Here is a 21,793-nt window from a genome sequence, read left to right as displayed (position 1 = left end):
TTCCCACTCCCGAAGACAACGATTGAATGAACGTCCAGGTTCCCCGGTTGCTAACAAGGCATCCTGCCGGGTTAAAGGCCCTCCGCTTTCACGGAGGGCAATGGCAACCTTACTCGCCCTGGCTTGCCGGAGCTTCCGGTTCGCCTGCAGGCTGAGACTGCTCAGTTGCTTCTTTAATGCTCAGACGTACACGGCCCTGGCGATCAACTTCCAGAACTTTGACCGGTACTTCCTGGCCCATCTGCAGGTAGTCGGTCACTTTCTCAACGCGCTTGTCAGCGATCTGAGAGATGTGTACCAGACCTTCTTTACCGCCACCGATGGCAACGAATGCGCCAAAGTCAACGATACGGGTCACTTTACCATTGTAGATACGGCCTACTTCGATCTCTGCGGTGATCTCTTCGATACGACGGATAGCATATTTCGCTTTCTCACCGTCGGTCGCAGCAATCTTCACGGTACCATCATCTTCGATTTCAATGGTGGTGCCGGTTTCTTCGGTCAGAGCACGGATAACAGAACCGCCTTTACCGATAACGTCTTTGATCTTGTCCGGGCTGATCTTGATAGTGTGGATACGCGGAGCGAACTGAGAAATATCGCCACGCGGAGCGTTGATCGCTTGTTCCATCACACCCAGGATGTGCAGACGCGCACCTTTAGCCTGGTTCAGAGCAACCTGCATGATTTCTTTGGTGATACCTTCAATTTTGATATCCATCTGCAGTGCAGAGATACCGTCGCGGGAACCCGCCACTTTGAAGTCCATATCGCCCAGGTGGTCTTCGTCGCCCAGGATGTCAGACAGAACAACAAAGTTGTCGCCTTCTTTCACCAGACCCATCGCGATACCCGCAACGGCTGCTTTGATCGGCACGCCTGCGTCCATCAGCGCCAGGGAAGCACCACATACGGAAGCCATGGAAGAAGAACCGTTAGATTCGGTGATTTCAGAAACCACACGTACGGTGTACGGGAATTTATCCAGTTCCGGCATTACTGCCAGTACGCCACGCTTCGCCAGACGGCCGTGACCAATCTCACGACGCTTCGGAGAACCGACCATACCGGTTTCACCTACGCAGTACGGAGGGAAGTTGTAGTGGAACAGGAAGTTGTCAGTACGCTCGCCCATCAGTTCGTCGAGGTTCTGCGCATCACGAGTGGTGCCCAGGGTCGCAGTAACCAGCGCCTGAGTTTCGCCACGGGTGAACAGTGCGGAACCGTGGGTACGCGGCAGAACGCCAGTACGCACGTCCAGGCCACGGATCATGTCTTTTTCACGGCCATCGATGCGCGGCTCGCCTGCCAGTACGCGGCTACGAACAACGTTTTTCTCGATAGCGTGCAGGATTTCACCCAGTTCGTTAGCGTCCAGGGTTTCGTCTTCAGCCACCAGAGTCGCGATGGTTTCAGATTTGATCACGTCAACCTGAGCATAACGCTCTTGTTTGTCAGTGATACGGTAAGCATCGCTCAGGCGAGCTTCTGCCAGTGCGGCAACGCGTGCGTTCAGCGCTTCGTTGACGGCTTCTGGCTGCCAGTCCCAACGCGGTTTGCCAGCTTCTTTCGCCAGCTCGTTGATCGCCTGAATCACAACCTGCTGCTGTTCGTGACCGAACACAACAGCGCCCAGCATCTGATCTTCGCTCAGCAGTTCAGCTTCGGATTCAACCATCAGTACAGCTGCTTCAGTACCTGCAACAACCAGGTCCAGCTTGCTTTCTTTCAGTTCGTCCTGAGTCGGGTTCAGTACGTACTGGTCATTGATGTAACCAACACGTGCAGCACCGATCGGGCCGTTGAATGGGATACCAGACAGAGTCAGCGCAGCAGATGCACCAATCATTGCCACGATGTCCGGGTTAACCTGCGGGTTAACGGAAACAACGGTCGCGATAACCTGAACTTCGTTAACGAAGCCTTCCGGGAACAGCGGGCGAACCGGGCGGTCAATCAGACGCGCGATCAGGGTTTCGCCTTCGCTCGGACGGCCTTCACGACGGAAGAAGCTACCCGGGATACGGCCAGCAGCGTAGGTACGCTCCTGATAGTTAACGGTCAGCGGGAAAAAGTCCTGGCCTGGTTTCGCTTTTTTCTGACCAACAACGGTAACGAATACCGCGGTGTCATCCATGCTAACCATAACAGCGGCAGTCGCCTGACGCGCCATCATGCCGGTTTCCAGCGTAACGGTATGCTGACCGTACTGGAATTTACGAACGATCGGATTAAGCAAAATAATATCCTTTCTCTATTTTTTGACGGCACATTTTTGCGCCATCGTTAATACCCGATCTTCTGCGCATCCTCGCGACTAATGACAACCCTAACCCATAAGCATGAGTAAAGCCTCTCATTAGCCGCGCGAACCTCTGCAACGGAAGATCATTCATAGCAACAATACATTAGTTTCCAGCGAATTGCTGCCATCTGCTGGAAAAAAGGGGCCATGAAGGCCCCCTCTTTCTGAAACTCGAAAGAATTAGCGACGCAGGCCCAGACGCTCGATCAGCGCGGTGTAACGTGCAACATCTTTACGTTTCAGGTAGTCGAGCAGTTTACGACGCTGAGAAACCATGCGCAGCAGACCACGACGGCTGTGGTGATCTTTTTTGTGCTCTGCAAAGTGGCCCTGCAGGTGGTTAATCTGTGCAGTCAACAGAGCAACCTGAACATCGGTAGAACCGGTGTCGTTTGCATCACGACCAAACTCAGAAACGATTTTAGCGGTAGCTTCAGTACTTAGAGACATTTTAAAACTCCAAAGTGATAAGAATGAAAGGATGCCGATCTCTAATTCAGCTATCCCAGTGTATACACTTTATCCTTCAAACTGACTCTGCGTTGGCTGCGTCCGCTCACCTCAGTCACTTACCTAAGTAAGCTCCTGAGGATCCTCAGACTTGCCGCCTTGATGCAGCTCGAATGATTTTGTGTATACGCCACGCAGATTGTTAAACAATTCACGCGACGTTAAGCGGCAGTATTCTACTCGCAGCGCCCTTTTATCGCAAGACAGAGAGCGCTATGCAGGATACTCAACCACCAGGCGGCGGGGGGCGACACGACCTTCATCGTCCATCTCCCCCATGCCAATAAACTTGCCGTCATCGCCTTCCGTCACGCGTACCAGCCCTTCCAGCGGGGCGCCTGTCGTCCGTACCGGATTACCATTTTTAAAGTAAACCGACGATGTTAAAGGCAAATTAACAACAGGATAGTCCGATGCCGGACTGTCCATTGGCATCAGCAAAGGATCAAGCAGCTGAGCCGCCGGAATGTTCTGCTGTTCTGCCTGTTCGACCAGCTCACGCAGGTGTTCCAGCGTGACCATACGATCCACCGGATACTTGCTGACCGTCAAACGACGCAGATACGTTACGTGCGCGCCGCAGCCCAGCTTCTCACCGAGATCGTCAACGATGGTACGAATATAGGTGCCTTTGGAGCAGTGAACTTCCAGCTCCAGTTCGTTACCTTCATGACGGATAAACAGCAGCTCATAGACGGTAATCGGGCGCGCTTCACGCGGCACTTCAATGCCCTGACGCGCATATTCGTACAGCTTCTTACCCTGATACTTCAGCGCCGAATACATCGACGGAATCTGCTCGATATCGCCGCGGAAAGTCTCCAGCGCGCTCGCCAGTTGTTCTGCGGTGAAGGTTACCGGACGCTCCTGCACGATCTGCCCATCGGCATCGGAAGTGTCAGTACGCTGGCCCAGACGGGCAACCACGCGATAGCGTTTGTCAGAATCCAGCAAATACTGTGAAAACTTTGTCGCTTCACCAAGGCAGATAGGCAGCATGCCTGTCGCCAGCGGATCCAACGCGCCGGTATGCCCCGCGCGGTTGGCATTGTAGATGCGCTTTACTTTTTGCAGCACGTCATTGCTGGACATGCCCTGCGGCTTATCCAGCAGCAGGACACCATGAATATCGCGACCACGACGACGAGGACGACTCATCAGTCCTCCTTGCTGTCGTCCGCTGGGTTCACACGACGCTCATCGTCATGTTTCACCACGCTGGTCACCAGGTTGGACATGCGCATCCCTTCAACCAACGAGTTGTCGTAGAAGAAGGTCAGCTCAGGCACGATACGCAGACGCATTGCTTTACCCAGCAGAGAGCGGATAAAACCAGAGGCTTCCTGCAGTGCCTTAATGCCGTTTTTCACGGCAGCTTCGTCCTGATCGTTGAGGAAAGTCACGAATACTTTGGCATATGCCAGATCACGGGACATCTCAACACCCGATACGGTGGTCATCATGCCAACACGCGGGTCTTTGATTTCGCGTTGCAGGATGAGTGCGATTTCTTTCTGCATCTCCTGCGCGACACGCTGCGGGCGACCAAATTCTTTCGCCATAATAAATTCTCCAGACAAAAAAGGGGCATTCAGCCCCTTTTGAAAATAATTCGGTGATTAGGCTGTAGGCCTGATAAGCGTAGCGCCATCAGGCATTACATTGCCGGATGTCGGCGTAAACGCCTTATCCGGCCTACACCCGAACAACCTTAAGCAATTGTACGTTTGATCTCGATGATCTCGAACACTTCGATCATATCGCCAACGCGAACGTCGTTGTAGTTCTTAACGCCGATACCACATTCCATACCGTTACGGACTTCGTTGACGTCATCTTTGAAGCGGCGCAGGGATTCCAGCTCGCCTTCATAGATAACCACGTTGTCGCGCAGTACGCGGATTGGGTTGTGACGTTTAATCGTGCCTTCGGTAACCATACAGCCTGCGATAGCGCCGAATTTCGGTGATTTGAACACATCACGAACTTCAGCCAGACCAATGATCTGCTGTTTCAGTTCCGGAGACAGCATGCCGCTCATCGCTGCTTTCACTTCGTCGATCAGATGATAGATGACGGAGTAGTAACGCAGATCCAGGCTTTCTGATTCGATAACTTTACGTGCAGAGGCATCAGCACGTACGTTGAAGCCAACCAGAATCGCGTTGGATGCCGCAGCCAGGGTCGCGTCGGTTTCGGTGATACCACCTACGCCAGAACCGATGATCTTCACTTTTACTTCGTCGGTAGACAGTTTCAGTAAAGAGTCGGAAATCGCTTCTACAGAACCCTGTACGTCAGCCTTCAGCACGATGTTCACTTCGTGAACTTCGCCTTCGGTCATGTTGGCGAACATGTTCTCAAGTTTAGATTTCTGCTGACGAGCCAGTTTAACTTCACGGAATTTGCCCTGACGGTACAGTGCAACTTCACGCGCTTTCTTCTCGTCACGAACAACAGTAACTTCGTCACCCGCAGCCGGAACACCGGACAGACCGAGGATTTCCACCGGAATGGACGGACCTGCTTCCAGTACTTCCTGACCCAGTTCGTTACGCATCGCACGAACGCGGCCGTATTCGAAACCACACAGAACGATATCGCCCTTGTTCAGGGTACCTTCGCGAACCAGGACTGTAGCAACCGGGCCACGACCTTTATCCAGGAAGGATTCGATAACCGCACCGCTCGCCATACCTTTACGCACAGCTTTCAGTTCCAGAACTTCGGCCTGCAGCAGGATCGCATCCAGCAGTTCGTCGATACCGGTACCCGCTTTCGCAGAAACGTGAACGAACTGGCTCTCGCCGCCCCACTCTTCCGGCATGATGCCGTACTGGGACAGTTCGTTTTTAACGCGATCTGGATCCGCTTCCGGTTTATCGATTTTGTTGACTGCAACAACTACCGGCACACCTGCCGCTTTCGCGTGCTGGATAGCTTCGATAGTCTGCGGCATCACGCCGTCGTCTGCTGCAACAACCAGAACAACGATATCCGTTGCCTGAGCACCACGAGCACGCATGGAGGTAAACGCGGCGTGACCCGGGGTGTCCAGGAAGGTGATCATACCGTTGTCAGTTTCAACGTGGTACGCACCGATGTGCTGAGTAATGCCGCCCGCTTCGCCAGAGGCCACTTTCGTTGAACGAATGTAGTCCAGCAGAGACGTTTTACCGTGGTCAACGTGACCCATGATGGTCACTACCGGTGCGCGCGGTTCTGCCGCAGCGCCGGTGTCACGGTCGCTCATTACTGCTTCTTCCAGCTCGTTTTCACGACGCAGGATAACTTTGTGACCCATCTCTTCGGCAACCAGCTGTGCGGTTTCCTGGTCGATGACCTGGTTGATGGTCGCCATTGCGCCCAGTTTCATCATTGCTTTGATGACCTGAGAGCCTTTGACCGCCATCTTGTTCGCCAGATCGCCAACGGTGATGGTTTCGCCGATCACAACGTCACGGTTAACGGCCTGAGCTGGCTTCTGGAAGCCCTGCTGCAGAGCGGAACCTTTACGCTGCTTACCGCCTTTACCGCCGCGAACCGCTGCACGTGCTTCTTCACGGTCAGCTTTAGATTCAGCGTGTTTGTTACCTTTCTTCGCAGGACGCGCTGCTTTAGTGCTGCGAGTACGACCACGACCGCCTTCAACTTCACGATCGTTCTCGTCTTCAGCCTGGCGAGCATGCTGAGAGGTGGTGACGTGATAATCACTGGTGTCTTCGACAGGTTCAGCGTTATTCACACCATTTTTCTCGTTTTCTTCCGCCATACGGCGAGCTTCTTCCGCTACGCGGCGCGCTTCTTCTTCAAGCTTGCGACGTGCTTCTTCTTCCGCTTTACGCTTCAGTTCTGCGGCTTCATTTTCACGGCGGGCTTTTTCGGCCTGGGCGGTTTTAGTCATATCGTCGGTCTGTTGATTGCTCACTTTGTCTTTTTCCGCAGCTTCACGTTTCGCTTTATCAGCGGCTTCACGCTTAGCTTGTTCTGCGGCCTCACGTTCGGCTTTTTGTTGCGCCTCGCGTTTGGCAGCTTCTTCTGCCTCACGACGGGCTTGCTCTTCCGCTTCACGCTGCGCCTGCTCTTCCGCGGCAAGGCGTTCAGCCTCTTGCGGATCGCGTTTCACAAAGGTGCGTGTCTTGCGGACTTCGATTTGTACCGATTTGCTTTTTCCACCGGTACCTGGAATATTGAGAGTACTGCGCGTTTTACGCTGCAATGTCAACTTATCCGGCGCTGAGCCGTTTTCACGGTTCAAATGCGCCAGTAAGGTTTGTTTCTCTTGTGCGGACACAGAGTCGTCAGCAGACTTCGGGATACCGGCATCAGCAAATTGCTGTACCAGGCGATCTACGGAAGTCTGTATCTCTGCAGCCAGCGTTTTTACGGTTACATCTGTCATACTGTTCCTTCCTGCTACAGTTTATTACGCTTCGTCGCCGAACCAGCAAATATTACGGGCAGCCATAATCAGCTCACCGGCTTTTTCGTCGGTCAACCCTTCGATATCAGCCAGATCATCAATGCCCTGTTCAGCGAGATCTTCCAGCGTACAAACACCACGGGCCGCCAGTTTGAAGGCCATCTCACGATCCAATCCTTCCAGATTCAGCAGATCGTCAGCCGGTTTGTTATCACCGAGGCTTTCTTCCTGGGCCAGTGCCAGAGTGGTCAGTGCGTTTTTAGCACGCTCGCGCAGCGCTTCAACGGTCTGTTCATCCAGACCGTCAATTTCCAGCAGTTCTTTCATTGGCACGTAGGCCAGTTCTTCCAGCGTCGCAAAACCTTCTTCCACCAGAACGGTCGCGAAATCTTCATCGATATCGAGATATTTGGTGAAGGTATCGATGGCTGCATGTGCTTCAGCCTGATGCTTCGCTTGCAGGTCATCAACGGTCATCACGTTGAGTTCCCAACCGCTCAGTTGTGAAGCCAGGCGGACGTTCTGACCATTACGTCCAATCGCCTGAGCCAGGTTACCGGCTTCAACCGCGATATCCATGGTGTGTTTGTCTTCATCCACCACGATAGAAGCGACGTCTGCTGGCGCCATTGCGTTAATCACGAACTGCGCCGGGTTATCATCCCACAGGACGATATCGATACGCTCGCCGCCCAGTTCGGTAGAAACCGCCTGAACGCGCGCACCGCGCATACCAACACAGGCGCCGACCGGATCAATACGCTTGTCGTTGGTCTTAACGGCGATTTTCGCGCGCGATCCCGGATCGCGAGCAGCCGCTTTAATTTCGATAACTTCTTCGCCGATTTCCGGCACTTCAATGCGGAACAGCTCAATCAGCATTTCCGGCTTGGAACGGGTTACGAACAGCTGTGCACCGCGCGCTTCCGGGCGAACTGAGTACAGAACACCACGAATACGGTCACCAGGGCGGAAGTTTTCACGCGGCAGCATGTCTTCACGCAGGATCACAGCTTCAGCATTGCTGCCCAGATCCAGAGAAATGTTGTCGCGGTTTACTTTCTTCACCACACCGGTGACGATTTCGCCTTCGTGTTCGCGGAACTGATCAACAACCATTGCGCGTTCAGCTTCACGTACTTTCTGTACGATAACCTGCTTCGCGGTCTGGGTAGTGATACGGTCAAAGGTGACAGATTCAATCTGATCTTCAACATATTCGCCCACGTTCAGACTTTCGTCTTCGAAGCGTGCCGCTTCCAGCGTAATTTCTTTGGTCGGCTGAGTAACTTCTTCTACGATTACCCAACGACGGAAGGTATCGAAATCACCGCTTTTACGATCGATTTCTACGCGAACGTCGATCTCTTGCTCATATTTTTTCTTTGTTGCTGTAGCCAGCGCACTTTCCAGCGCTTCAAAAATTTTCTCGCGTGGCAGCGCTTTTTCGTTGGATACGGCTTCAACAACAGCCAAAATTTCTTTGTTCATCGCGGGCTTTTCACCTCAATCCAGACTGTTAAAAGTGGGGAACCAGGTTCGCCTTCTGGATATTACTCAGCGCGAACACTTCATCTTTGCCTTCGACTGTGACCGTGATCATCTCACCGTCCACCGCTTTGATAACGCCCTGCCATTTACGACGGTTTTGTACCGCCATACGAAGAACCAGCGTGACTTCTTCACCCAGGAAACGCACGTAGTGTTCAGCTGTGAACAGAGGACGGTCGAGACCCGGAGAGGAGACTTCCAGGTTATAGGCAACGGTGATTGGGTCTTCGACATCCATCACGGCGCTTACCTGATGGCTCACATCAGCACAATCATCAACATTGATGCCATCTTCACTATCAATATAGATGCGCAGTGTGGATGTGCGACCACGAATAAATTCGATGCCGACCAGTTCGTAGCCCAGGGCTTCAACTGGCGCTGTAATCATCTCTGTTAATTTTTGCTCTAATGTGGACAAGCCCACCCCCAAGACATAAAAAAAGGGCCTAAAGCCCAGTTATTCTGTAGTCAGATAACAAAAAACCCCGATAAATCGGGGCTTTAGATAACTGAACCCTATAACCGCACCTGCGGTTCGGAGAACCTTCCGAAAGAATTTTTTTCAAATCCAGCTACGAAGGCCTAAGTCTTCACAGTATATTTGAAAAAGAACTCTAAGGGAAAGTGGTTGCGGGGGCCGGATTTGAACCGACGACCTTCGGGTTATGAGCCCGACGAGCTACCAGGCTGCTCCACCCCGCGCCTGAAACGTGGCAAATTTTACTCGTTTTGGGTAAAAAATGCAAATACTGCTGGGATTTGGTACCGAGACGGGACGTAAAATCTGCGCACAGTATATTGATTCACTATGCGTTATGTCAACCTTGTTACGACTATGCAAATCAATGAATGCTGCCCAGCGCTAGCCCAGCAAGATAAATATGCCGCCCACGCCGTTATTTAACGAAATTCTCACTAAACTCTTCCTGTCATCCAGAAAAGATGATTAAATGAAAACTCATTTATTTTGCATAAAAATGCAACTAGTATAATAAGCCGACCTCTTCACCAGTCTATCAAGCAGGGTTTTATTTTATGACGACGATTCTCAAGCATCTCCCGGTAGGTCAACGTATTGGTATCGCTTTTTCCGGCGGCCTGGACACCAGTGCAGCACTGCTGTGGATGCGACAAAAAGGGGCTGTCCCATATGCATATACTGCGAATTTGGGCCAGCCGGATGAGGATGACTATGACGCCATTCCTCGCCGTGCAATGGAATATGGTGCTGAGAATGCTCGCCTGGTAGATTGCCGTAAGCAGCTGGTTGCCGAAGGGATCGCTGCCATTCAGTGCGGTGCATTCCACAACACCACTGGCGGACTGACCTATTTCAATACCACCCCGTTGGGCCGCGCCGTGACCGGCACCATGCTGGTTGCCGCCATGAAAGAAGATGGTGTAAACATCTGGGGCGACGGTAGCACCTATAAAGGTAACGATATTGAACGTTTCTATCGTTACGGTCTGCTGACCAACGCCGAACTGCAGATTTACAAACCATGGCTGGATACCGATTTTATCGATGAACTCGGCGGTCGCCATGAGATGTCCGAATTTATGATTGCCTGTGGTTTCGACTACAAAATGTCCGTTGAGAAAGCGTACTCAACAGACTCCAATATGCTCGGTGCGACTCACGAAGCAAAAGATCTGGAATTCCTGAATTCCAGCGTCAAAATCGTCAACCCGATTATGGGCGTGAAGTTCTGGGATGAGAGCGTGAAGATCCCGGCAGAAGAAGTGACCGTACGCTTTGAACAGGGTCATCCGGTTGCTCTGAACGGAAAAACCTTCAGCGACGACGTTGAGATGATGCTGGAAGCCAACCGTATCGGCGGCCGTCACGGTCTGGGTATGAGCGATCAGATTGAAAACCGTATTATTGAAGCGAAAAGCCGTGGCATCTATGAAGCCCCGGGGATGGCATTGCTGCATATCGCCTACGAGCGTCTGCTGACCGGTATTCACAACGAGGATACCATCGAGCAGTATCACGCGCACGGTCGCCAGCTGGGTCGTCTGCTGTATCAGGGCCGCTGGTTCGACTCTCAGGCGCTGATGCTGCGTGACGGTCTGCAGCGTTGGGTTGCCAGCCAGATTACCGGCGAAGTCACGCTGGAACTGCGTCGTGGTAATGACTACTCAATCCTCAACACCGTGTCTGACAATCTGACGTACAAACCAGAACGTCTGACGATGGAAAAAGGCGACTCCGTATTCTCTCCGGATGACCGTATCGGTCAGTTGACCATGCGTAATCTGGATATCACCGATACCCGCGAGAAGCTGTTCGGCTATGCGCAGTCTGGCCTACTGACAGCCTCTTCCGCAACCGGCCTGCCGCAGGTTGAGAATCTGGAAAATAAGCCGAAGTAAAGATTCACTATCTTAAGGCCGCGCAAGCGGCCTTTTTTATGCGCGAAATATAAGGTGTCTGTAGGCCTGATAAGCGTAGCGCCATCAGGCGTTGTAATAATGTCGGATGGCGGCGTTAACGCCTTATCCGACCTACAGGATAGCCACAAATAACAGACGAAAAAAAAGACGCTTTGCAGCGTCTTTTTTTTGGAATTTGGTACCGAGGATGGGACTCGAACCCACAAGCCCGTTAGGGCACTACCACCTCAAGGTAGCGTGTCTACCAATTCCACCACCTCGGTACAGAATACTTAGCGTGGGATATCGCTGGTCGGCTGAGCCGGAGCAGCTGGCTGAGTTTGCTCGGTTTTCGCCGGTGCGCTCAGATTTTCCCACTCACTTCCTTTATTGGTCTTATTGCTGTTCATGTTACCCAGCACCAGACTGATGATGAAGAACAAGGTTCCCAATACAGCTGTCATACGGGTCATGAAGTTACCAGAACCACTTGAACCAAACAGAGTACCAGAAGCGCCTGCGCCAAAAGAGGCTCCCATATCAGCGCCTTTGCCTTGCTGCAGCATGATCAAGCCTACCAGGCCAATTGCCACAATAAGGAAAACTACTAAAAGAGCTTCGTGCATAATCAACCTGTTCCTTGCGGAGTTGCCGCGTACAATGCTTCGACCATTAAAGCGGGAATATTTACTGTTTCCCACTGAAGCGGGTGTGAATACTAACCAAAGCGAATAACCTTCGCAAGGGCAATTTGTTAGCATTGTATCAACTGCGGAAAAAATCGCCATATCAATCAAAAACGCAGCAACTTCTCCCAGCATCTCTGCATAACGGCACGTTGATCTTCAAGATTCGCCCATACCACAACGGGGATTTCACAAATCAGGTCTGTATTTTCTGGCCAGCAGTGAATAATTTGCTGTTTCACCAACTCTTCCGCCACCATCGATTCAGGTAACCAGGCCATTCCCATATGGCGCAGTACCATTTCTCGTATCGTTTCGCTTAAACCACTCTCAAATACTTTTTTTAGCCGTGGGCGGACGCGTTGTTCTGCCGACTCAATAATACGTCTGACAAAGGTGTAGTCGCTATAGCATAGCCACGGAATCGGAGCATGCGGATCATTAAGCGCATCAGCCAACCGGGCTGAAATAACCGGTATAAATCGCTCATACCGCCATAGTGAACGTTTTAACCCTCCGGCGATCTCCAGCCCCGGCTGGGCAGACGGTAAATCGTAGGTTACCAGTAAATCAATTTGCCGGTTCATCAGGGCATTGAAGTGGTTGTCTATCCCCTGGATACTGGCGTTTACCGTAAAGTTTAACTGCGGCTCACTCTGTCGCAGGTAGTTGATCATATCCGGCAGGATATTCACCGACAGCGTATGCAGGCTGACCATCACCAACGTGTTATCCGTTGCTGGCGTCATCGCCGACAGCTCATGGCGTGCCTCTGTTAACGTGCTGAGAACGTGCCGGGCATAAGGTTCAAAGCGTTCACCATAGCGCGTCAGCGTGACAGGGGTCGTTGTCCGGTCAAACAAAGGCACGCCCAGCACCTCTTCCAGCGCCTTTATACGCCGACTCAACGCCGGTTGAGTAATATGCCGCTGCGCCGCGGCCTGAGAGTAGTTTCCATGCTGGCTCAAGGCCAGAAAATCTTCCAGCCACTTACAATCCACGTTGTGCTCTCCGCCATGCCATAACCGCATCCTCCAATAACAAATCGGTAATAGTCATAGTTATAGTAATGGCTTTATGGTGGGCATCATAACAACAATATTTCGTTTCACCTGCCGACTCTCACCCTCGACGTTTGACAGGACCGCTATGTTTACTTTATTGACCAATGCCCGTGTTTTTTCTCCTGAGGATTTAGGCCTCTGCTCCCTGCTCATTCATGCCGACCGAATTGTGGCGGTAGAAAAAGATATTTCATTGTTTGATGGCATCAACGAGGTCATCGATTGTCGGGGTAAATGGGTTATCCCTGGTATCATCGATCAGCATGTTCATCTTACCGGTGGCGGTGGTGAAGCCGGATTTGCCAGTCGGACGCCCGCCGTCAAGCTGCGCGACCTGATTCAGGCAGGTATTACCACGGTGGTTGGCGTGTTAGGCACCGATGCCATTTCCCGTTCCCCCAAAGATCTCTACGCTAAAATGCAGTCTCTCAACCTTGAGGGATTACGCGCGTTTATGCACACGGGAGCCTACGCCGTTCCCAGCCCAACCATTACGCGATCCATCCGCGATGATATGGCCTTCATTCCGGCAATTCTTGGTGTAAAAATCGCCCTCGCCGATCACCGTGGCTCTTACCCCTCTTTCCAGGAGTTGCTGAGGATAGTGAGCGATATTCGCGTCGCTTCCCTGCTGGCTGGGAAAAAAGGCTTGCTGCATGTGCACCTGGGGAATCTGCCGGAAGGGATGTCGCAACTTATTGAGCTGTGTGATGCGGGTATTCCGATTCACCATATTTCACCGACGCATGTTGCGAGAACTGAGCCCTTGTTCGAACAGGCGATTGCTTTCGCCCATCGCGGCGGCCATATCGATGTTACGTCCGGTGGCAGTCGTTTTATGCCTCAGGAGCAAGCGATTCTCCACGCACTCGAAGCACTGGTTCCGGCGGAGCGCATCACGATCAGTTCTGACGGCAATGGCAGCGTTCCGCGCTTTAACGCTCAGGGTATCGTTGAAGGTTTAAGCGCGGCACCGGTCGCAGGCAATCTTAACCTGCTTCCTCGCCTGATTGATGTCGGGATTCCGGTGCCACAGGCCATCGCGATGCTGACGGCAAACGTTGCGCGCTCGCTGGGTATTTCCGGGGGCGTGCTCTGCGCCGGGGAACGTGCCGATATCTGTGTACTCAATGATGACCTCTCGCTGGCCCATCTGTTTGCCGCGGGTAAACCGTTGCTGCGGGATGGCGAGTGCCTGGTTACCGGCAACTTCGAGTAAGGGGGCAAGAATGTCATTGCTACTGGCGCTAATCGCCATCATTTTTGCCGGACGTCTGATCCTCAAAAAATATCACCCCCAGTCGGTACTGTTATTGACCGGGATTGTGCTGTTGCTTATCGCGCATTTTAGCGGAATGACCTCACTCAGTGGCCTGGTGAAAAAGAGCACCGGATTTGGCCCCTTTGACGCCTTTGAGTTTATTCGCGATACCCTGAGCGTGCGTCTCGGCGGCCTCGGACTGCAAATTATGCTGATTGGTGGTTTTGCCACCTACATGTCAGCCATTGGCGCAAGCCAGGTACTGGTTCGGGTGACGTCTCGTCCTTTGCAACGGCTGAACTCGCCATATCTGCTGCTGGGGCTGGCACTGCTATTGGGTCAATTCCTGTCGCTGTTTATCAGCAGCGCCACCGGATTGGGTCTGCTGCTGATGGCGACGCTTTACCCGCTGCTTACCCGTCTTGGCTGTAGCCGCGCCGCGGTTGCCGCCGTTATCGCCAGTACCTGTGCGGTTGAGTTTGGCCCCGGCTCCGGCAACTCTGTTCTCGCCGCCAAAACCGCAGGCATCGAGGTCGTGAACTATTTCGTGCAGGATCAGTTGCCGATCGTTGTGCCCGTCATTCTTTTCATCGCCCTACTGCATATTGTTGTGCAACGCTTTTTTGACCGTCGGGAAAGTGGCGACAATGCAGCTCAGCAAATGCAGACATTAACGGCGACTGATGAAGCCGACGCACCTATCGCCTGGCTGTTTCTGCCCATGCTGCCGCTGGTATTGATGCTGGTGTGCAGCGATTTAGTATTCAGCTCTCTCAAGATCACGCTGGATACCGCCGTACTGATAAGCCTCGCTATTACGCTGGTTTGTGAGTACTGCCGTCATCGCAAGGCGCGCGAGGTGATGGCTGGCGTACAAAAGGTTTTCGACAGCATGGGCAGCGTTTTTGCCACCGTCGTGACACTGATTATCGCCGGTGAAGTCTTTTCCGCCGGACTGAAAGCCATTGGTGCCGTTGACGCACTGTTGTCACTTTCCGGTGAATTTGGCCTCAGCGCCGCCTCTATTATCCTGCTGATGACCCTGATCACCTTCGCAATTTCAGCGCTGATGGGCTCCGGGAATGCGGCATTTTTCTCCTTCGCACCCATGGTGCCGGACATCAGCCGTCATATCGGTAGCGATATCGCTGTCATGATGTTGCCTATCCAGATCTCGGCGGGTATTGGTCGTACGCTATCGCCCATCGCCGGCGTAATCATTGCTATCGCAGGGATTGCAGGTGTCTCGCCTGTGGATATTGTTAAGCGTACCGCGATTCCGATGCTGGGCGGTTGGCTACTGATGATTGCGTTAACCTTTGCCCGGTCTGGGCATCTGCTGGCGGTTCTGCCGTGGCTGGCAGTCCTTGTGCTACTGATGGTCGGTGGTTACTTCTGGCAGCGCCGACGTAAACAGCCGCTTGCCGTACAGTAAAAAAAAGCCGGAGTCTCAGACTCCGGCTTTCACTTTCTTCGGAATTACACCGCTTTCACAGCATCGGCAATACGGTGGGCGAATTCAGTCACCTGCGCTTCGTCTTCACCTTCAACCATCACACGAATTAACGGTTCGGTACCAGACTTACGCAGCAGGACGCGTCCACGGTTACCCAGCGCCGCTTCCACTTCCGCCATCACCGCTTTCACATTTTCATGTTCCAGTGGATCGCCGCTACCTGCTGTGTATCGTACGTTAACCAGCAGCTGTGGGAACATTTTCATGCCGCTGCACAGGTCGTGCAGGCTCATATGGTTGCGTACCATCGCCGCCAGCACCTGCAGACCCGCCACGATACCGTCACCAGTAGTGGTTTTGTCCAGCAGGATCACATGACCAGAGTTTTCGGCACCGATACGCCAGCCTTTTTCCTGCATTTTTTCCAGCACATAACGGTCGCCAACTTTTGCACGGGCAAACGGAATACCCAGCTGTTTCAGCGCCAGCTCGAGGCCCATGTTGCTCATCAGCGTACCTACCGCGCCACCGCGCAGCTGACCCTGACGCAGGGCTTCACGGGCGATGATGTACATGATCTGATCGCCATCGACCTTATTACCTTCGTGATCAACCATAATGACGCGGTCGCCATCGCCATCCAGCGCAATACCCAGATCGGCTTTTTCCGCAATCACGCGCGCCTGCAGGGCACGGACGTCGGTGGCGCCGACTTCTTCATTGATATTCACACCGTTTGGCTCACAGCCAATGGCAATCACGTTTGCACCCAGTTCACGCAGTACATTTGGCGCAATGTGGTACGTCGCACCGTTAGCGCAATCCACCACAATTTTAAGCTCATTCAGACTCAGTTCGTTCGGGAAGGTGCCTTTGCAAAACTCGATATAGCGACCGGCAGCATCAACGATACGCGTGGCTTTACCCAGTTCAGCGGAATCCACGCAGGTGATCGCTTTTTCCATCTCGGCTTCAATGGCTTCTTCCACTGCATCCGGCAGTTTAGTCCCGTCGGTAGAGAAGAATTTAATCCCGTTGTCATAGTACGGGTTGTGCGAAGCGGAAATAACAATCCCGGCCTCAGCACGGAAGGCGCGCGTCAGATACGCAACGGCGGGTGTTGGCATTGGCCCTGTGAATGAGGCTGAGAGTCCGGCGGCAGCCAGGCCCGCTTCCAGCGCAGACTCCAGCATATAGCCGGAAATACGCGTATCTTTACCAATAATAATTTTACGTGAACCATGACGAGCAAGCACTTTCCCTGCAGCCCAGCCCAGCTTGAGCACAAAGTCAGGAGTAATTGGGGCATCGCCTACGCGACCGCGGATCCCATCAGTGCCAAAATATTTACGATTACTCATAGCGTTTTTTTTCCTTTGCAGACAATGTGGCTTCCACCACACGCATCGCTTCTACGGTTTCTTTGACGTCATGGACACGAACGATCTGCGCCCCCTGCATTGCGGCAATCACCGCGCACGCAAGGCTACCGCTCAGGCGTTCAGATGGCCCCACATTCAGTAACTGGCCAACCATTGATTTTCGTGACATCCCAACCAGCAATGGCAGATTAAAATGATGAAACTCAGACAAACGTGCCAGTAATGTGTAGTTGTGAGTGAGATTTTTACCGAATCCGAATCCGGGGTCGAGCAACAATTTATCTTTTGTGATTCCAGCCCGCTCGCAACGTGCTATTTGCTCAACAAAGTAACGGTTTACCTCAGCAAAAACATCCTCATACTTTGGTGCTTCCTGCATGGTTTTCGGCTGCCCCTGCATATGCATCAGGCAAACCGGTAATCCGGTCTCCGCTGCGGCTTCCAGCGCTCCAGGCTCCGAGAGTGAGCGAATATCATTGATGATATGCGCGCCAACTCTGGCACATTCGCGAATCACTTCGGGTTTTGAGGTATCGACCGAAATCCACACTTCAAAACGCTGAGCAATCGCCTCGACCACTGGGATCACTCGCTGCAACTCTTCTTCCACACTCACATCAGCCGCGCCCGGACGCGTGGACTCACCGCCCACATCAATGATAGTCGCCCCGGCGTTAATCATCAGGTTTGCGTGTTTTACCGCCTCAACCAGAGAGTTGTGCGCTCCACCATCGGAAAATGAGTCTGGCGTGACGTTCAAAATCCCCATGACGTGCGGATGGCTGAGATCCAGTGAAGAACCCTGAGCAAAGAGTTTCATAGTTTTATCCCTGGTAAAATCTTGAATATGCAGATAAGAAAAACCCCGGAGCAAGCCCCAGGGTTTTCAATTAAAACACGGTCATCATCAACGATAACTTATTTGTCGCCCAGTTGCTCTGACATAGTGCCAGAGTCCGGCGCACGCGGTTCATCAACCGGACGCGGTGCACTCGGCTTACCGGTGCTACCAGAGTTGTTGTTAGAAGAACCCGGTTCTTCCCAACCCGCTGGCGGACGTACGTCGCGGCGAGCCATTAGATCGTCAATCTGCGGCGCATCGATGGTCTCATATTTCATGAGCGCATCTTTCATTGAGTGCAGAATGTCCATGTTTTCGTTCAGCAAACGACGTGCACGGTCATAGTTACGCTCAATCAGCAGCTTAACTTCCTGATCGATAATGCGAGCGGTTTCATCGGACATGTGTTTCGCTTTCGCCACAGAACGTCCCAGGAACACCTCGCCTTCTTCTTCAGCGTACAGCAACGGACCGAGTTTATCGGAGAAGCCCCACTGAGTAACCATGTTACGCGCCAGGTTAGTCGCGACTTTAATGTCGTTCGACGCACCGGTAGAAACATGTTCAGCACCGTAGATGATCTCTTCCGCCAGACGGCCACCGTACAGTGTGGAGATCTGACTTTCCAGTTTCTGACGGCTGGCGCTGATTGCGTCGCCTTCAGGCAGGAAGAAGGTCACACCCAGCGCACGACCGCGCGGGATAATCGTTACTTTGTGCACCGGATCGTGTTCCGGTACCAGGCGACCGATAATCGCGTGGCCAGCTTCGTGATACGCGGTAGATTCTTTCTGCGCTTCCGTCATCACCATGGAGCGACGTTCCGCACCCATCATGATTTTGTCTTTCGCTTTTTCGAACTCAACCATCGACACTACGCGCTTGTTGCCACGAGCAGCAAACAGCGCCGCTTCGTTCACCAGGTTCGCGAGGTCCGCACCGGAGAAGCCAGGCGTGCCACGTGCAATGATTGCCGCATCGATATCCGGAGACAGCGGTACGCGACGCATATGCACTTTCAGGATCTGTTCACGACCGCGAACGTCTGGCAGACCAACCACAACCTGACGGTCGAAACGGCCTGGACGCAGCAGCGCAGGGTCAAGAACGTCCGGACGGTTAGTTGCCGCGATAACGATAATACCTTCGTTACCTTCGAAGCCGTCCATCTCAACCAGCATCTGGTTCAGCGTCTGTTCACGTTCATCGTGACCACCGCCCAGACCTGCGCCACGCTGGCGACCTACGGCGTCGATTTCATCGATGAAGATGATGCACGGTGCCGCTTTCTTGGCTTGTTCGAACATGTCACGCACACGAGATGCACCGACACCCACGAACATTTCCACGAAATCAGAACCGGAAATTGTGAAGAATGGAACCTTCGCTTCACCTGCGATAGCTTTCGCCAGCAGGGTTTTACCCGTACCCGGAGGACCAACCATCAGGACGCCTTTCGGGATTTTACCGCCCAGTTTCTGGAAACGGCTCGGTTCGCGCAGATACTCAACCAGCTCAGCGACTTCTTCTTTTGCTTCGTCACAACCCGCAACATCAGCAAAAGTCGTTTTGATCTGATCTTCCGTTAGCATGCGCGCTTTGCTCTTGCCGAACGACATGGCACCTTTGCCACCACCGCCCTGCATCTGACGCATGAAGAAGATCCAGACACCAATCAGCAGCAGCATTGGGAACCAGGAAATGAAGATAGAAGCCAGCAGGCTCGGCTCTTCAGGTGGTTCGCCAACAACCTTGACGTTTTTGGTCAGCAGGTTATCAAGCAGCTTCGGATCGTTAACCGGGATGTAGGTCGTGTAACGGTTACTATCTTTCTTGGTAACGTTAATCTCACGTCCGTTGATCTTCGCTTCACGAACCTGGTCCTGATTGACCTCTTGCAGGAAGGTAGAGTAATCAACCTTACGGCCATTAGACTCGCTGGGCCCAAAGCTCTGGAATACTGACATCAGCACAACGGCAATGACCAGCCAGAGAATTAGGTTTTTCGCCATGTCACTCAAGGGATTAACCTCATATTACAACTGTGTTAAAAACAGCGTCAGGATACTCTATATCCAGTTTCTTTCAAACTTTCGTTTGAAATCTGCCGGTTATGGTTTACGCCCGGTCGCTACAATATACACTTCACGCGAACGGGCGCGAGAAGAGTCCGGCTTACGAACTTTGACCTTCGTAAACAGGGAGCGAATCTCTCTTAGATACTCATCGAAGCCTTCGCCCTGGAACACCTTCACTACAAAACTACCACCTGGCGCTAATACATCACGAGCCATTCCAAGCGCCAGCTCTACCAGATACATGGCCCGGGGAATATCCACCGCCGGTGTTCCACACATATTTGGCGCCATATCAGACATGACAACTTGTACTTTACTGTCACCTACGCGTTCAAGTAACGCTTTCAGGACTAATTCATCACGAAAGTCGCCCTGAAGGAAGTCCACACCAACGATTGGATCCATAGGTAAAAGATCGCAAGCGATAATGCGGCCGGTGTTGCCGATCTGCGTAACTGCATATTGCGACCAGCCACCGGGTGCAGCACCGAGATCAACTATCGTCATCCCCGGTTTAAAAATTTTGTCACTTTGCTGTATTTCATCAAGTTTAAACCAGGCACGGGAACGTAACCCCTTTTTCTGCGCCTGTTGAACATATTTATCGCTAAAGTGTTCCTGAAGCCAGCGACTCGAGCTGGCAGAACGCTTTTTACCTGTCATTTCACATTCCCAAAGGGCAGTTCATCGTAACCAATGGTGTAAATTTCTACACAGCTATTTGGTGATATATGGGAGATGGCGGTAGAATGACCCGTTTTCAATCCCAACGTAAGCAAAAATATACGATGAATCTGAGTACTAAACAAAAACAGCACCTGAAAGGTCTGGCACATCCGCTCAAGCCTGTAGTTATGCTTGGCAATAATGGTTTGACCGAAGGGGTACTGGCCGAGATTGAACAAGCGTTAGAGCACCATGAACTTATCAAGGTGAAAATCGCCTCGGAAGATCGCGATACTAAAACCTTGATCGTGGAAGCTATCGTACGCGAAACCGGCGCCTGCAATGTACAGGTCATCGGCAAAACGCTGGTACTGTATCGCCCGACTAAAGAACGTAAAATCTCGCTGCCACGCTAAGAATATCCCAAAGTTGCACACGAAGTTTGTGTAAAACGCGGGGTTTTCCGCTAGCAGGAGAGCAAAATGCCACGCTCTCTTCGTTGATAAAAGGCCGCTATGCGGCCTTTTTCCTTTCTTTACAATGTATCAACATCTTAACCAAGATGCGAATTACAGGTATTCTACCTTCGTCACTTCATATTCCACTTCGCCGCCCGGCGTTTTGATAACTACGACGTCATCCTGCTCTTTACCGATCAGGCCACGAGCGATAGGCGAGTTCACTGAAATCAGGTTCTGTTTAAAATCGGCTTCATCATCGCCGACAATACGCCAGGTCTGCTCTTCATCGTTATCGAGATTCAGAACGGTAACCGTCGCACCGAAAACAACGCGGCCATTGTTCGGCATTTTAGTAACGTCGATTACCTGCGCGTTGGACAGTTTAGCTTCGATATCTTTAATGCGTCCTTCGCAGAAACCCTGCTGTTCGCGCGCCGCGTGATACTCCGCGTTCTCTTTCAGGTCACCGTGCTCACGCGCTTCAGCGATAGCGGCAATAATTTCAGGACGGCGCACAGATTTCAGAAAATCCAGCTCTTCGCGCAGTTTTTCAGCACCACGTAAGGTCATCGGGATAGCTTGCATTTGTTATACCTCTTGAACATTCCTGTAGGGGGTAGTTGCTCTCACCCCGGCTGCTAAGCCCACCCTGGCGTGTGTCATGCCAGAGTCAGAAGCAAAAAAATACCGACCCGGGGCTCAAGGTCCCAGGTCAGCTACAATT

General features: G+C 52.4%; 18 protein-coding genes and 2 tRNA genes. 4 read left to right on the top strand and 16 right to left on the bottom strand.

The features are described 5' to 3' along the window. Positions 1-109 precede the first annotated feature (109 nt). The 8 genes from pnp to GHC22_RS02610 form a co-directional block, all read right to left on the bottom strand. On the bottom strand, positions 110-2,242 hold the full coding sequence (pnp, locus tag GHC22_RS02645) for a polyribonucleotide nucleotidyltransferase (RefSeq protein WP_008785911.1): 2,133 nt from the start codon (positions 2,240-2,242) through the stop codon (positions 110-112). Positions 2,243-2,488: 246 nt separating this feature from the next. Further along, positions 2,489-2,758, bottom strand: coding sequence for a 30S ribosomal protein S15 (gene rpsO / locus GHC22_RS02640; protein ID WP_000059465.1), 270 nt, complete (start codon positions 2,756-2,758; stop codon positions 2,489-2,491). Between the two features lie 273 nt (positions 2,759-3,031). Next, positions 3,032-3,976 carry a tRNA pseudouridine(55) synthase TruB gene (truB, locus tag GHC22_RS02635; protein ID WP_003828704.1) on the bottom strand — a complete coding sequence of 315 codons (945 nt, stop codon included), beginning with the start codon at positions 3,974-3,976 and terminating at the stop codon, positions 3,032-3,034. Next, positions 3,976-4,380, bottom strand: coding sequence for a 30S ribosome-binding factor RbfA (gene rbfA / locus GHC22_RS02630; RefSeq protein ID WP_003024988.1), 405 nt, complete (start codon positions 4,378-4,380; stop codon positions 3,976-3,978). Before rbfA ends, truB begins: the two co-directional genes overlap by 1 nt. A gap of 149 nt (positions 4,381-4,529) precedes the next feature. After that, entirely contained in the window at positions 4,530-7,220 is a 2,691-nt protein-coding gene (gene infB / locus GHC22_RS02625; protein WP_003828710.1) for a translation initiation factor IF-2, read from the bottom strand. 24 nt (positions 7,221-7,244) lie between these two features. Next, positions 7,245-8,732 carry a transcription termination factor NusA gene (gene nusA, locus GHC22_RS02620; protein ID WP_003024992.1) on the bottom strand — a complete coding sequence of 496 codons (1,488 nt, stop codon included), beginning with the start codon at positions 8,730-8,732 and terminating at the stop codon, positions 7,245-7,247. Between the two features lie 28 nt (positions 8,733-8,760). After that, positions 8,761-9,213, bottom strand: a complete 453-nt coding sequence (rimP, locus tag GHC22_RS02615) for a ribosome maturation factor RimP (protein WP_003024996.1) — start codon at positions 9,211-9,213, stop codon at positions 8,761-8,763. Positions 9,214-9,420: 207 nt separating this feature from the next. Further along, a tRNA-Met gene (locus tag GHC22_RS02610) sits at positions 9,421-9,497 on the bottom strand. 333 nt (positions 9,498-9,830) lie between these two features. Between GHC22_RS02610 and argG the strand changes: the two genes are divergently transcribed. Further along, on the top strand, positions 9,831-11,174 hold the full coding sequence (gene argG, locus GHC22_RS02605; RefSeq protein WP_153752155.1) for an argininosuccinate synthase: 1,344 nt from the start codon (positions 9,831-9,833) through the stop codon (positions 11,172-11,174). 197 nt (positions 11,175-11,371) lie between these two features. On the opposite strand, the gene GHC22_RS02600 is transcribed toward argG, so the two are convergent. The 3 genes from GHC22_RS02600 to GHC22_RS02590 form a co-directional block, all read right to left on the bottom strand. Further along, positions 11,372-11,458, bottom strand: a tRNA-Leu gene (locus GHC22_RS02600). Between the two features lie 9 nt (positions 11,459-11,467). Then, complete coding sequence (gene secG, locus GHC22_RS02595; RefSeq protein WP_003025000.1) at positions 11,468-11,800, bottom strand: preprotein translocase subunit SecG; 333 nt, start codon at positions 11,798-11,800, stop codon at positions 11,468-11,470. A gap of 167 nt (positions 11,801-11,967) precedes the next feature. After that, complete coding sequence (locus GHC22_RS02590; protein ID WP_153752154.1) at positions 11,968-12,861, bottom strand: LysR family transcriptional regulator; 894 nt, start codon at positions 12,859-12,861, stop codon at positions 11,968-11,970. Between the two features lie 148 nt (positions 12,862-13,009). Between GHC22_RS02590 and iadA the strand changes: the two genes are divergently transcribed. Both iadA and dcuC read left to right on the top strand, forming a co-directional pair. Beyond that, positions 13,010-14,143: a beta-aspartyl-peptidase gene (gene iadA, locus GHC22_RS02585; protein WP_153752152.1), complete on the top strand. Its 1,134-nt coding sequence runs from the start codon at positions 13,010-13,012 to the stop codon at positions 14,141-14,143. A 10-nt stretch (positions 14,144-14,153) separates the two neighbouring features. Next, positions 14,154-15,620, top strand: coding sequence for a C4-dicarboxylate transporter DcuC (dcuC, locus tag GHC22_RS02580; protein WP_003025006.1), 1,467 nt, complete (start codon positions 14,154-14,156; stop codon positions 15,618-15,620). A 44-nt stretch (positions 15,621-15,664) separates the two neighbouring features. Here the strand turns inward: dcuC and glmM are convergent, their stop codons facing one another. From glmM to rlmE, 4 genes are all read right to left on the bottom strand, one after another. Beyond that, on the bottom strand, positions 15,665-17,002 hold the full coding sequence (glmM, locus tag GHC22_RS02575) for a phosphoglucosamine mutase (protein ID WP_153752150.1): 1,338 nt from the start codon (positions 17,000-17,002) through the stop codon (positions 15,665-15,667). After that, the gene (gene folP / locus GHC22_RS02570; protein ID WP_048225717.1) at positions 16,995-17,843 is read right to left on the bottom strand and encodes a dihydropteroate synthase; all 849 of its coding nucleotides are present in this window, start codon (positions 17,841-17,843) and stop codon (positions 16,995-16,997) included. Before folP ends, glmM begins: the two co-directional genes overlap by 8 nt. Positions 17,844-17,941: 98 nt before the next feature. After that, positions 17,942-19,876 carry an ATP-dependent zinc metalloprotease FtsH gene (gene ftsH / locus GHC22_RS02565; RefSeq protein ID WP_003025013.1) on the bottom strand — a complete coding sequence of 645 codons (1,935 nt, stop codon included), beginning with the start codon at positions 19,874-19,876 and terminating at the stop codon, positions 17,942-17,944. Between the two features lie 99 nt (positions 19,877-19,975). Continuing rightward, positions 19,976-20,605: a 23S rRNA (uridine(2552)-2'-O)-methyltransferase RlmE gene (rlmE, locus tag GHC22_RS02560; protein WP_003025015.1), complete on the bottom strand. Its 630-nt coding sequence runs from the start codon at positions 20,603-20,605 to the stop codon at positions 19,976-19,978. Positions 20,606-20,730: 125 nt separating this feature from the next. On the opposite strand from rlmE, the gene yhbY reads away from it, so the two are divergent. Then, positions 20,731-21,024, top strand: coding sequence for a ribosome assembly RNA-binding protein YhbY (gene yhbY / locus GHC22_RS02555; RefSeq protein WP_003025016.1), 294 nt, complete (start codon positions 20,731-20,733; stop codon positions 21,022-21,024). A 153-nt stretch (positions 21,025-21,177) separates the two neighbouring features. Here yhbY and greA read toward each other — a convergent pair whose 3' ends face one another. After that, entirely contained in the window at positions 21,178-21,654 is a 477-nt protein-coding gene (gene greA / locus GHC22_RS02550; protein WP_003025019.1) for a transcription elongation factor GreA, read from the bottom strand. Positions 21,655-21,793: the final 139 nt, after the last annotated feature.

The sequence above is a fragment of the Citrobacter sp. H12-3-2 genome (genome assembly GCF_009649895.1).
Taxonomy (GTDB): domain Bacteria; phylum Pseudomonadota; class Gammaproteobacteria; order Enterobacterales; family Enterobacteriaceae; genus Citrobacter; species Citrobacter portucalensis.
Note: the sequence above shows the minus strand (reverse complement) of the source record. Positions and strands in the feature narration are given on the sequence as shown.

What these genes read in the sequence shown, in the direction of transcription:
- ftsH (WP_003025013.1), bottom strand. Translation starts at nt 19,876, where the DNA reads ATGGCGAAAAACCTAATTCTCTGGCTGGTCATTGCCGTTGTGCTGATG.
- argG (WP_153752155.1), top strand. Translation starts at nt 9,831, where the DNA reads ATGACGACGATTCTCAAGCATCTCCCGGTAGGTCAACGTATTGGTATC.
- greA (WP_003025019.1), bottom strand. Translation starts at nt 21,654, where the DNA reads ATGCAAGCTATCCCGATGACCTTACGTGGTGCTGAAAAACTGCGCGAA.
- dcuC (WP_003025006.1), top strand. Translation starts at nt 14,154, where the DNA reads ATGTCATTGCTACTGGCGCTAATCGCCATCATTTTTGCCGGACGTCTG.
- nusA (WP_003024992.1), bottom strand. Translation starts at nt 8,732, where the DNA reads ATGAACAAAGAAATTTTGGCTGTTGTTGAAGCCGTATCCAACGAAAAA.
- secG (WP_003025000.1), bottom strand. Translation starts at nt 11,800, where the DNA reads ATGCACGAAGCTCTTTTAGTAGTTTTCCTTATTGTGGCAATTGGCCTG.
- yhbY (WP_003025016.1), top strand. Translation starts at nt 20,731, where the DNA reads ATGAATCTGAGTACTAAACAAAAACAGCACCTGAAAGGTCTGGCACAT.
- folP (WP_048225717.1), bottom strand. Translation starts at nt 17,843, where the DNA reads ATGAAACTCTTTGCTCAGGGTTCTTCACTGGATCTCAGCCATCCGCAC.
- rlmE (WP_003025015.1), bottom strand. Translation starts at nt 20,605, where the DNA reads ATGACAGGTAAAAAGCGTTCTGCCAGCTCGAGTCGCTGGCTTCAGGAA.
- rbfA (WP_003024988.1), bottom strand. Translation starts at nt 4,380, where the DNA reads ATGGCGAAAGAATTTGGTCGCCCGCAGCGTGTCGCGCAGGAGATGCAG.
- truB (WP_003828704.1), bottom strand. Translation starts at nt 3,976, where the DNA reads ATGAGTCGTCCTCGTCGTCGTGGTCGCGATATTCATGGTGTCCTGCTG.
- glmM (WP_153752150.1), bottom strand. Translation starts at nt 17,002, where the DNA reads ATGAGTAATCGTAAATATTTTGGCACTGATGGGATCCGCGGTCGCGTA.
- rpsO (WP_000059465.1), bottom strand. Translation starts at nt 2,758, where the DNA reads ATGTCTCTAAGTACTGAAGCTACCGCTAAAATCGTTTCTGAGTTTGGT.
- infB (WP_003828710.1), bottom strand. Translation starts at nt 7,220, where the DNA reads ATGACAGATGTAACCGTAAAAACGCTGGCTGCAGAGATACAGACTTCC.
- iadA (WP_153752152.1), top strand. Translation starts at nt 13,010, where the DNA reads ATGTTTACTTTATTGACCAATGCCCGTGTTTTTTCTCCTGAGGATTTA.